Raw genomic sequence first — 10,537 nt, forward strand, 5'->3', positions numbered from 1 at the left:
GAACCGCCCGCCCTGGTTGGCCATGATCGGCTCTGTGGACACCTACCTGGAGACCGAGCGCCTGACCCTGCGCCGCTTCACCGCCGACGACGCGGACCTGCTGATCGAGTTGGACAGCGACCCCGCGGTGATGCGCTATCTGACCGGGGGCGTGGCGACCGCCCCGGAGCTCGTCCGCGAGCGCGACCTGCCCAGCATCATCGCCGGCTACGAGAGGTGGGGCGGCGATCTCGGCCTGTTCGCCGCGCACGAGAAGGACGGCGGCGCGTTCATCGGCTGGTTCTGCCTGCGCCCCGAGCGGCAGGGCCCGCTGGACGAGGCCGAACTCGGCTACCGGCTGCGCCAGGCGGCTTGGGGCAGAGGTTATGCCACGGAAGTCTCGCGGGCGTTGTTGGCCAAGGCGTTCACAGGGCTCGGCGTGCGCATGGTCTGGGCTGCGACGATGACCGTGAACCACGGTTCGCGCAACGTCATGGAGAAGCTCGACATGACACTCGCGGACACCCTCCCCACTCCCCCCGACATGCAGTTGGTCGAGGGCTCCGAACACGGGGGCGTGCGGTACGAGATCACCAAGGAGCAGTGGGAGCGGCGGTAGCCGCTGCGCGAAGGCATGTCCGCGCGCGAGTTGCTCATCCTGTCGCGTGAGAACGCACGCAAAGGTTCGCGAGGGGATCCGAGATGCGACTTGTCCGCGCTGCCGCCACTTTGCTCGGCATAGGACTACTGGCATGGGCGTGTTCCGCATCACCGTCGAGGTATACGGAATCATGCTCGACCGGAGAGGTCTCGGCACAACTGAGAGCGAAGTATTCTCTGGGCGATCTCCCGGAGTTCAAATCCCTGAAGTTTTGCGAGAAGGAGGACAGAGACGGCTTCTCGGCGAACATGTCGTTCGTTGCGGACCCGACCGAGAGCATCGCATACCTCGCCTCGCTGGGGATGCGCCGGCAAGATTTCGTTCAAGCCTCGCCGGAAGAAGTCAGTCGACTTTCCCGCGCCGAGGGCGAGGGCTGGAAACTGCACGACGGCGAGCCATACCTGACGAATTCGCGCTCCCGCGACTGGAACGGGAAGTGCCTGGTGGACTATCTGGCTTTCGTCCCGGAAAGGAAAGAGTGGGACGGGCAGGTGTTCATGGGAATGTACTGTCAGGAGTGACGGCTGGGCCGGGTCAACTGCATCTCGCACGAGCCGCAGGGCCCTGCGGGTGACCCGTCGAACGCCTCCTCTTGACCGGCGAGGTGCACGCTGTGACCCGCAGCGAGATCACGGTCCGGGCCGGTCCGCGCCGACCATGGAGTTGAATCGACCGATGGACATGTCCTCCCGCGAGATCCGCATGCCTCTCAGCGAGGCCGTCGCCGTCCTGCGGGACTTGAACGAGTTCGTGGTCTCCCTCGATCGACTCGGGTCCCGCCAGGCGTCCGGAACCGCCGACGACCGCACGGTCGGCACATTCGTGCGCGACTGGAACGTGGCCCGGCGGCTGGCCGATGCCCGAGGCGTCATCGGTGCGGCGCTGGACGAGCAACTGAGCGAGGAAGAGATCGCCGAGCTCGACGCCCTGTGCGACCAGGGCCGCTTCTACGGCTCGGACGGAGCCGCCAGCGCCCCCACCGACCAGTCCAGCTGAGACGGCCGCGCGTCCGCTCAACCGATTGCGCTCCACGGCTGGAGCACTGGACAGCCTCCGGTCCGGCCGAGGTTCCCTACCGGGGCCGGCCGTCACCAGGGCGACGTACTCCACCGTGATCGCGAAGGTGTCGTGCCCGGCGGCGACGGCGCACACCAGGCAGTCGACGTCCACGCCGGGGGTTGCACGCCGAACGCCCGGCCAGGGTTCCCCCGCCGGGCGTTTCACGTCCACGGACCGGTTACTGCCGGGACAGTCCGGCCGGATCGATCTCGACCGGGAACGGGGTCTCCAGGTGGGTCGTCGCACCCGCGAGGGCCGTCATCCGCTCCACGTACCGGCTTCCTTCCAGCTCGTAGACGACGAGCATCGGGGCCGGGTCGAACTCGAGTCGCCAGAAGTGCGGGATGGCCGCCTCGGCGTAGAGCATGGGCTTGAACTTGCGGTCCACGGTGCTATTGCCGGGGGAGACCAGCTCGATCACGAGCTGTACGCCCTCGGCGTCGACACTGACGCCGTCCTCGGCGGTCGCGCCGGCGTCGGTCACCACCAGGTCGGGCACCACAAGGCCCGACGGCAGGATGACGTTGATGGCCTCCAGTACCTCGACAGGCGCCTTGGCGGCCTGGGCCGCCGCGTGCAGGATCATGGCCAGCCGGAGCGAGGCCCGCTGGTGGCGGATGCCGGGTGCGGGGGACATGACGAGGGACTCCCCCAGCAGCTCGTAGCGGGTGGTGCGGTCTTCGGGAAGGGCCAGGACGTCGGCGACGGTCCAGGGGCCGGTGTGGTCGATGGCAACGCTCATTCCCATTCACCTCCTCGTCCGACCGGCAGTCTCGATGCGACCTCGACAGTCGGTACGTGGCCAGCATACGGGCGCTTCCACCTAGGGACACCGGGGTTCGTTCGCTGCCACGAGCGCACCACCGTACGAATGTTCCGTGCGGTCGCCTGCAGAGGGTCGTCGGCATGTGCTCACGTGGGTCGACCTGGGCTTTTGGGTTCTGCGTGACCAAGGCCGGACCGCTGCCCCCATGCTGCTACTCCCCCGGCCATGGCACCTGCGGCGAGCGGTAGTACTCGATGCCCAGCGCGTCGAAGCGGAACGACTGTTCCGCGAGGCGCACCTTGTACGTCTCCCAGTCATGCGTCTCCGCCGGGGACCAGCCCAGTTCCGCGATGCCCGGCAGGCGCGGGAAGGCCATGACGTCGAGGTCGTCCGTCGTGGCGAGGGTCTCCGTCCAGAGCGGCGCCTCGACGCCGCGCACCGCGCTCTCCGGGGCTCCCGGCAGGTACGTCGCCGGGTTCCAGTCGTACGAGCGCTGGACCTCGACGGTGCCGGCCCAGGCGAGGCCCAGCTTCGTGTCCTTCGTGTACTTCATGTCGAGGTAGGAGCGGTCGGCGGGCGAGAGGATCAGGCCCGCGCCGTTCCGGGCGGCCGCGGCGACCCGTTCCTTCTCGGCGGCGGGAGTGCGGTCGAGGCCCCAGTACTGGACGAGGGCGCCCTCGGCGGGCTTCGTGCCGGTCAGCTGGTGCCAGCCGACGACCGTCTTGCCGTACTTGGCGACGACCGGCTGCACCTTGTCCATGAAGGTCACGTAGTCGGCGTGGCTGGTGGAGTGGGCCTCGTCGCCGCCGATGTGGAGGTAGCGGCCGGGGGTGAGGGCGGCGATCTCGCGGATCACGTCGTCGACGAAGTCGTACGTGACGGGCTTCGGCACGCAGAGGGAGCTGAGGCCGACCTTGATGCCGGTGTAGAGGGGCGGGGCGACGCCGTCGCAGTTGAGTTCGGCGTACGAGGAGAGGGCCGCGAAGGTGTGGCCCGGCATGTCGATCTCGGGGACGACCTCCTGGTAGCGGGAGGCCGCGTACCGCACGATCTCCTTGTACTCCTCCTTCGTGTAGAAGCCGCCGGGGCCGCCGCCGACCTCGGTGGAGCCGCCGTGGGTGGTGAGCCGGGGCCAGGAGTCGACGGCGATGCGCCAGCCCTGGTCGTCGGAGAGGTGCAGGTGGAGGGTGTTGATCTTGTAGAGGGCCAGCTGGTCGATGTACCGCTTCACCTCGTCGACGGTGAAGAAGTGCCGGGCGACGTCGAGCATGGCGCCCCGGTAGGCGTATCGCGGGGTGTCGGTGACGGTGCCGCCGGCGATCTTCCAGGGGCCGGGCTGGACCGTGTCGCGCTCTACGGCGGCGGGCAGCTGCTGGCGGAGGGTCTGGGCGCCGCGGAAGAGTCCCGCGGGTTCGCGGGCGGTGAGGGTGACGCCGTCGGGGCCGGAGCGCAGCCGGTAGCCCTCGTCGCCGAGGGCGGTGTCGTCGGGGCTGAGCCGGAGGCGGATGCCGCCGCGGGCGGCGTGTTCGTCGACGACGGGCAGCGGGAAGCCGGTGGCGGGGCGGAGCAGTCCGGCGAGGTAGCGGCCGAGCTCGCGGGTCTGGCGGTTCGTGCCGTCCACGCCGATGCGGGTGGCGCGGGTGAGGGTGTAGGGCTCACCCCCGGGGGCGACGGACGCGGGTACGGGCACGATGCGGCCGAGCGGGCGGACCTCGGGCTCGGCGGCGGCCCCTCCGTTCCTGCCGTCCGCCCTGCTGTCGGCGGTGGCCTCACCGCAGCCGACGCCGGCGGCGGCGACCAGGAGCAGGGATCCGATCAGGCGCGGAATCCTTCGGCGCTGTGTCACAGGCTGGTCCCCTTCGGGCGTTGGACGCGTCTGTCGAGTTCTATATCCGAACCGCCACCATGCGTACCGCCGGGGCTCCGAAGGGTCAAGGTCTGGACCAACCACCCCGGAAAGAGGGTGAATCACGACGCACCTGCCCGATATCGGGCAGGATTCTTGCGAAAGCCGCCCGGTACCCCTCAGTATTCACGGGTGCTCGAACGCCGCCCGTCGCATGACGACCTCATCGACCACCTGGTCCGCAGCACCGCGCTCCAGCGCGGTGAGGCCGCCCGGGTGGTACTCGACGTGCTGGCGTACTTCGACGAGACGACCGAGGAGTTCGTCCGCCGCCGCCACCGCGAACTGCAGTCCGGCGGGGCCGTGAACACCGAGATCTTCGAACGGATCTCGGCGGAACTGCCGCACCGGGCCGTGGCACCACCGGAGCTCTCGCTCCGGCAGCTGCGCCGCATCGTCTACGGCTGACCCGGCCGGCACGACCGAGTCACGAACGGGCACGCTCACCAACCTGGAGGGGTTTCACCTTTATGTGCGGAATTGTCGGTTACATCGGAAAGCGCGACGTCGCCCCCCTGCTCCTTGAGGGCCTGGCACGTCTGGAGTACCGGGGATACGACTCCGCCGGCATGGTCATCACCAGCCCGAAGGCCACCGGCCTGAAGATGGTGAAGGCCAAGGGCCGCGTCCGTGACCTCGAAGCCCGCGTCCCCAAGCGCTTCTCCGGCACCACCGGCATCGCCCACACCCGCTGGGCCACCCACGGCGCCCCCAGCGACGTGAACTCGCACCCGCACCTGGACCCCGAGAACAAGGTCGCGGTCGTCCACAACGGCATCGTCGACAACGCCCAGGAGCTCCGCGCGAAGCTGGAGGCCGACGGCGTCGTCTTCGCCTCCGAGACGGACACCGAGGTCATCACCCACCTCGTCGCCCGCTCCCAGGCCACCACCCTCGAGGAGAAGGTCCGCGAGGCGCTCAAGGTCATCGAGGGCACCTACGGCATCGCCGTGATGCACGCGGACTTCAACGACCGCATCGTCGTGGCCCGCAACGGCTCCCCGGTCATCCTCGGCATCGGCGAGAAGGAGATGCTCGTCGCCTCCGACGTCGCCGCCCTGATCGCCCACACCCGCCAGGTCGTCACCCTCGACGACGGCGAGATGGCCACCCTCAAGGCCGACGACTTCCGCACGTACACCACCTCCGGCGCCACCACCACGGCCACCCCGGAGACCGTCGAGTGGGAAGCCGCCTCCTACGACATGGGCGGCCACGACACCTTCATGCACAAGGAGATCTCCGAGCAGCCCGACGCGGTCGACCGCGTGCTGCGCGGCCGGATCGACGACCGATTCTCCACCGTGCACCTCGGCGGTCTGAACCTCGACGCCCGCGAGGCCCGCACCATCCGCCGCATCAAGATCCTCGGCTGCGGCACCTCGTACCACGCCGGCCTCATCGGCGCCGGGCTCATCGAGTCCCTGGCCCGCATCCCCGCCGACGCCGAGCCGGCCTCGGAGTTCCGCTACCGCAACCCGGTCGTGGACCCCGACACCCTCTACATCGCGGTCTCCCAGTCCGGTGAGACGTACGACGTTCTCGCGGCCGTCCAGGAGCTCAAGCGCAAGGGCGCCCGCGTCCTCGGCGTCGTGAACGTCGTCGGCTCCGCCATCGCCCGTGAGGCCGACGGCGGCGTGTACGTCCACGCCGGCCCCGAGGTCTGCGTCGTCTCCACCAAGTGCTTCACCAACACGGTCACCGCCTTCGCGCTGCTCGCCCTGCACCTGGGCCGCATCCGCGACCTGTCCGTCACCGACGGCAAGCGGATCATCGCGGGCCTGCGCAAGCTGCCCGAGCAGATCAGCGAGATCCTCGGGACCGAGGACGAGATCAAGAAGATCGCCGCGGAGTACGCGGGCGCCCAGTCGATGATGTTCATCGGCCGTGTGCGCGGTTACCCCGTCGCCCTGGAGGCCTCCCTCAAGCTGAAGGAGATCTCCTACATCCACGCCGAGGCGTACCCGGCCTCCGAGCTGAAGCACGGCCCGCTCGCCCTCATCGAGCCGGCGCTGCCGACGGTCGCGATCGTCCCCGACGACGACCTGCTCGAGAAGAACCGCGCCGCCCTGGAGGAGATCAAGGCCCGCAGCGGCCGCATCCTCGCGGTCGCGCACCAGCCGCAGGCGAAGGCCGACCACACCATCGTCGTGCCGAAGAACGAGGACGAGCTGGACCCGATCCTGATGGGCATCCCGCTCCAGCTCCTCGCCTACCACACGGCGCTCGCCATGGGCCGCGACATCGACAAGCCGCGCAACCTGGCCAAGTCCGTCACGGTCGAGTAGCAGCCGGTCGGGGCCTGTCCCCCCGACCCGCACCGCACCGCCGGGCCTGTCCCCCGGCGGTTCGACCGGACACGAGAACGGTCCCTGTCGCACACCCAGGTGCGACAGGGACCGTTCGCTTTTCCTGCCCTACCCCGCGGCCGGCGCGCTCGCGCCCGCCGAGCGCCGGAGGGCCATCGGCCAGCCCGCCACCGCCGCCGTGGCGCCGTACCAGGCGACGAGGCCCGCCAGGGCCGCGACCCAGCCGCCCGCCTTCGCGAGGCCGCCGGTGCCGGCGAGCGCGCCGATGCCGATCAGCAGCAGCGCGACGAACAGCAGCCCGTACACGCCCTGTCCGAAGAGACCGCTCCCCGAGGCGGCCATCGTCAGCGTGAGCGCCAGGAGCGCCCACAGGAGCATGAAGAGCCCCACGGCGTCCGCCGAGGCCCCGCCGCCGACGGCGGTGCCCCAGGTGAACCAGAAGGCGCCGAGCGCCGTGTACGCCGTGCCCTCGCCGGTGCTGCCGCCGCGCAGGGCGATCAGTCCGACGAGGAAGAGCGCCACGCCACCGACCCAGGTGGCGAGGCCCGCGGCATCCGCTGCCGCGACGTTGTCGATGACACCCGTCCCGCCCAGCCCGAAGGCCAGGAGGGTCAGTCCGAGTGCGAGGTTGCCGAGAGTGGAGGTGCTGTTCCCCGCGGCGACTTCGTTGTCCACGGCGGGCTCCCTTCAGGAGTGCAGTCGTGCTGCGTGAGCTGCTGTGATCCGGTGAGACTTATCTACCCTTCACAAGCGCACAATTCACCTGAGGAAGGCCGAATTTATGGCCGGGGAAAGCCAGTTGGGGAACGAGCGGCGGGAGCGGGGCGCTGCGGGAGGGCCTACGGGATGACGATCACGGGCCGCTGGGCGCGGCGCGCGAGGCGGCCGGCGACCGAGCCGAAGATCCGCCCGACGATCCCGTGCGTGGAGCCGACCACGATCGCGTCGGCCGAGTACTCGCGGCCGACCTCCTCCAGCTCGTGACAGATGTCCCCGCCGCGCTCGACGAGGATCCACGGCACCTCGGCGAGGTGCTCGGCGCAGGCCAGCTCCAGACCGAGGACCTCGGTCCTGTGGTCCGGTACGTCGACGAAGACCGGCGGCTCGCAGCCGGCCCACACCGTGGTGGGCAGCCGGTTGGCCACGTGCACGATGATCAGGCCGGAGCCGGAGCGGCGGGCCATGCCGATGGCGTACGCGAGGGCTCGCTCACTGGACGTTGAGCCGTCGAAGCCGACGACGACCCCGTGCCGGAAGGCCGGGTCGCAGGCATGACGTGGCTGTTCTACCGCGAGGGGGTCGACCGTGGAGTCGGCGACGCGCTTGCGGTCCGCGGGTTCGGGGAATTCGTGACCGGCCATCGGTGTCTCGGCGAAGAGAGTCCTCGTGGGAAGGGACGGGAAAGAAGGGGACGGAACAACGGGTGGCGGCGGAGCTGTGTCCGGGAATCATCTTCCCAAGCCCATACCCCCAAGGGTACGGCGACACTCCTCTCCTGCCCAGAGCCCGCCGTGCCACTCCCCGGCGTGCGCCCCGCTCGCGCGCGGCGTTCCAGGGAGCATGCACGAGGGGTTCGCGATCTGGCAATGCCGGTTGTGCCCTACAGGCGTCCGTACAGGGGCCAAACGGACGTCGCCCACAGTGACCGGAACGTTCCGCTCCTCGTTGCCACAGGTCCAGCCCACCGTCGCAGGGAGACCGCCCGTGCCCGCACCATCGACCTCCGCCGGCCAGACTTCCACCGGCTCCGCCCCCGCCGCCGCGCTCGGCTCACCCCGCGGCCGCCGCCGGGCGCCGGGCGCCTCCGCGGGCCCCTCCGCGGGCCCCTCCGCGAGCCCTTCCGTGACCGCCGCGGGGGGCCGGGCCCGGGAGCGGGACACGGGCGCCGGGGCGGGAACCGCGGACCCGGCCGGGGACGTCGTCCGCTGGGCGGTCTTCTGCTGCGTCCTCGTGCCCGTGGTCCTCGTCGCCTACGGCACCTCGCTCGGCGGGGCCGCCGGGACCGCGCTGGGGCTCGTCTCGGTGACGGCGGTGTGCCGGGTGCTGCTGCGCCGCTCGGAGCGCGGACTACGGGCCGAAACGGTACGAACCAGGCACCGAAGCTGAGCCGGGGACGCGCTCGGCCCCCTTCGAGTTGACAGGTTCGCACACCCGAACCCATATGTTTTCAGCCAACTTCCATTCATCGGCGAGTCCTTGGCGGAACGGTTGGCCAACCCCGCAGCCGAGGACCTCGAAAGCCCCGTGACACGGCCCCGCACCCCACACTCGCGGGGCGTTCGCGGCACAGCCCCTTCCCCCCGGGGCCGCCAGGTGGAACGCTTCGCGATCGATCGCTTCGCGCCAAGTGGCCTTGTCGACAATCCACCGGATGGAGAACTTGTCACGCCGGCGCCACGGGACACAGTAGATTCGATCATGGGTACCGAAGACTGGGGTCTCGTGCAAAACCGAGGGGAAACGTGCAGGAGCGACACGACCAGGGAGACGCGAACACCGAGGGGGGCTTAGCGTCATGAGCCAGGACTCCACCGCACCGGAGGTCGCACGGAAGCTGTCCGGGCGCCGCCGTCGCGAAGTCGTCGCGGTGCTGCTGTTCAGCGGCGGCCCCATCTTCGAGAGCTCCATCCCGCTCTCCGTTTTCGGCATCGACCGGCAGGACGCCGGCGTGCCCCGCTACCGGCTGCTCGTCTGCGCCGGCGAGGACGGGCCGCTGCGTACCACCGGCGGGCTCGAACTCACCGCGCCGTACGGCCTGGAGGCGATCAGCCGCGCCGGGACCGTCGTCGTGCCGGCCTGGCGGTCGATCACCTCGCCGCCGCCGCCGGAGGCGCTCGAAGCGCTGCGCCGCGCCCACGAGGAGGGCGCCAGGATCGTCGGTCTCTGCACCGGCGCCTTCGTCCTCGCCGCGGCCGGCCTGCTCGACGGACGCCCGGCGACCACGCACTGGATGTACGCGCCGACGCTCGCCAAGCGCTACCCGTCGGTCCACGTGGACCCGCGGGAGCTCTTCGTCGACGACGGCGACGTCCTCACCTCCGCCGGCACCGCGGCCGGAATCGATTTGTGTCTGCACATCGTGCGGACCGACCACGGCACCGAGGCCGCGGGCGCGCTGGCGCGCCGGCTGGTCGTCCCGCCGCGGCGCAGCGGCGGTCAGGAGCGCTACCTCGACAGGTCTTTACCAGAAGAGATCGGCGCCGACCCGCTGGCCGAGGTCGTCGCCTGGGCGCTGGAGCACCTCCACGAGCAGTTCGACGTGGAGACCCTGGCCGCGCGCGCGTACATGTCACGGCGGACCTTCGACCGCCGGTTCCGCTCGCTGACGGGCTCCGCCCCGCTCCAGTGGCTGATCACGCAGCGGGTGCTCCAGGCTCAGCGGCTGCTCGAGACCTCCGACTACTCGGTCGACGAGGTCGCGGGCAGGTGCGGCTTCCGGTCCCCGGTGGCGCTGCGCGGCCACTTCCGGCGCCAGCTCGGCTCCTCGCCGGCCGCCTACCGGGCCGCTTACCGGGCCAGGCGGCCGCAGGGCGAGAGCGCCACGGCGGTGCTCGACCCGGTCGTGCCCGCCCAGGTCGTCGCCGGCATCCGGCGCCCGGGCTCCTCGCTGGAGCCGGGTAAGCCGCACGCGGACGCCTACGCTCCCGGCCGCCCCTCCCTGCCGGGCCAGCGCAGCGCACCGTAGCGGGCGGTGTCCGGCCCCGATCCGGCCGGACACCGCCTGACAACCGACTCGCGCGGCCACAAGCGGCGCACCGCAGGACCGGCGGGGGGCCCCGGGGCCCCCCCCCCCGCCCCCCCCCGGCCGCCCCCCCCCCCCGGGCAGTTAAAAAAAAAAAACCCCCCCCCCAACACAA

The 10,537-nt window shown here is 70.7% G+C and carries 11 protein-coding genes; 7 read left to right on the forward strand and 4 right to left on the reverse strand.

Translation table 11 applies throughout. The annotated features are described in order from the left end of the window. The first annotated feature begins 34 nt into the window (after positions 1 to 34). The 3 genes from ACWFR1_RS17085 to ACWFR1_RS17095 all read left to right on the forward strand — a co-directional run bounded on the left by ACWFR1_RS17085 (position 35) and on the right by ACWFR1_RS17095 (position 1,636). Entirely contained in the window at positions 35 to 598 is a 564-nt protein-coding gene (locus ACWFR1_RS17085) for a GNAT family N-acetyltransferase (RefSeq protein WP_453551739.1), read from the forward strand. An 83-nt stretch (positions 599 to 681) separates the two neighbouring features. After that, positions 682 to 1,161: a hypothetical protein gene (locus ACWFR1_RS17090; protein ID WP_453551741.1), complete on the forward strand. Its 480-nt coding sequence runs from the start codon at positions 682 to 684 to the stop codon at positions 1,159 to 1,161. Positions 1,162 to 1,315: 154 nt separating this feature from the next. Beyond that, the gene (locus ACWFR1_RS17095; protein ID WP_453551744.1) at positions 1,316 to 1,636 is read left to right on the forward strand and encodes a hypothetical protein; all 321 of its coding nucleotides are present in this window, start codon (positions 1,316 to 1,318) and stop codon (positions 1,634 to 1,636) included. A 241-nt stretch (positions 1,637 to 1,877) separates the two neighbouring features. Here the strand turns inward: ACWFR1_RS17095 and ACWFR1_RS17100 are convergent, their stop codons facing one another. Both ACWFR1_RS17100 and ACWFR1_RS17105 read right to left on the reverse strand, forming a co-directional pair. Beyond that, positions 1,878 to 2,441 (reverse strand): Uma2 family endonuclease, encoded by a 564-nt coding sequence (locus tag ACWFR1_RS17100; RefSeq protein ID WP_453551747.1) that lies wholly within the window; start codon positions 2,439 to 2,441, stop codon positions 1,878 to 1,880. Between the two features lie 235 nt (positions 2,442 to 2,676). Beyond that, positions 2,677 to 4,311 (reverse strand): beta-N-acetylhexosaminidase, encoded by a 1,635-nt coding sequence (locus ACWFR1_RS17105; protein ID WP_453551749.1) that lies wholly within the window; start codon positions 4,309 to 4,311, stop codon positions 2,677 to 2,679. Between the two features lie 192 nt (positions 4,312 to 4,503). Between ACWFR1_RS17105 and ACWFR1_RS17110 the strand changes: the two genes are divergently transcribed. Both ACWFR1_RS17110 and glmS read left to right on the forward strand, forming a co-directional pair. Beyond that, positions 4,504 to 4,779, forward strand: a complete 276-nt coding sequence (locus tag ACWFR1_RS17110; RefSeq protein ID WP_318209943.1) for a hypothetical protein — start codon at positions 4,504 to 4,506, stop codon at positions 4,777 to 4,779. 62 nt (positions 4,780 to 4,841) lie between these two features. Continuing rightward, positions 4,842 to 6,659, forward strand: coding sequence for a glutamine--fructose-6-phosphate transaminase (isomerizing) (gene glmS, locus ACWFR1_RS17115; RefSeq protein WP_453551752.1), 1,818 nt, complete (start codon positions 4,842 to 4,844; stop codon positions 6,657 to 6,659). A gap of 129 nt (positions 6,660 to 6,788) precedes the next feature. Here glmS and ACWFR1_RS17120 read toward each other — a convergent pair whose 3' ends face one another. Both ACWFR1_RS17120 and ACWFR1_RS17125 read right to left on the reverse strand, forming a co-directional pair. Further along, entirely contained in the window at positions 6,789 to 7,355 is a 567-nt protein-coding gene (locus tag ACWFR1_RS17120) for a GPR1/FUN34/YaaH family transporter (RefSeq protein ID WP_453551754.1), read from the reverse strand. Positions 7,356 to 7,519: 164 nt separating this feature from the next. Beyond that, the gene (locus tag ACWFR1_RS17125) at positions 7,520 to 8,041 is read right to left on the reverse strand and encodes a universal stress protein (protein ID WP_352017441.1); all 522 of its coding nucleotides are present in this window, start codon (positions 8,039 to 8,041) and stop codon (positions 7,520 to 7,522) included. Between the two features lie 343 nt (positions 8,042 to 8,384). Between ACWFR1_RS17125 and ACWFR1_RS17130 the strand changes: the two genes are divergently transcribed. Both ACWFR1_RS17130 and ACWFR1_RS17135 read left to right on the forward strand, forming a co-directional pair. Beyond that, on the forward strand, positions 8,385 to 8,786 hold the full coding sequence (locus tag ACWFR1_RS17130) for a hypothetical protein (RefSeq protein ID WP_453551758.1): 402 nt from the start codon (positions 8,385 to 8,387) through the stop codon (positions 8,784 to 8,786). A gap of 409 nt (positions 8,787 to 9,195) precedes the next feature. Further along, entirely contained in the window at positions 9,196 to 10,365 is a 1,170-nt protein-coding gene (locus ACWFR1_RS17135; RefSeq protein WP_453551761.1) for a helix-turn-helix domain-containing protein, read from the forward strand. Positions 10,366 to 10,537 lie beyond the last annotated feature (172 nt).

The organism is Streptomyces sp. NPDC055103, assembly GCF_053607625.1.

What these genes read in the sequence shown, in the direction of transcription:
- ACWFR1_RS17090 (WP_453551741.1), top strand. Translation starts at nt 682, where the DNA reads ATGCGACTTGTCCGCGCTGCCGCCACTTTGCTCGGCATAGGACTACTG.
- ACWFR1_RS17095 (WP_453551744.1), top strand. Translation starts at nt 1,316, where the DNA reads ATGGACATGTCCTCCCGCGAGATCCGCATGCCTCTCAGCGAGGCCGTC.
- ACWFR1_RS17100 (WP_453551747.1), bottom strand. Translation starts at nt 2,441, where the DNA reads ATGAGCGTTGCCATCGACCACACCGGCCCCTGGACCGTCGCCGACGTC.
- glmS (WP_453551752.1), top strand. Translation starts at nt 4,842, where the DNA reads ATGTGCGGAATTGTCGGTTACATCGGAAAGCGCGACGTCGCCCCCCTG.
- ACWFR1_RS17125 (WP_352017441.1), bottom strand. Translation starts at nt 8,041, where the DNA reads ATGGCCGGTCACGAATTCCCCGAACCCGCGGACCGCAAGCGCGTCGCC.
- ACWFR1_RS17135 (WP_453551761.1), top strand. Translation starts at nt 9,196, where the DNA reads ATGAGCCAGGACTCCACCGCACCGGAGGTCGCACGGAAGCTGTCCGGG.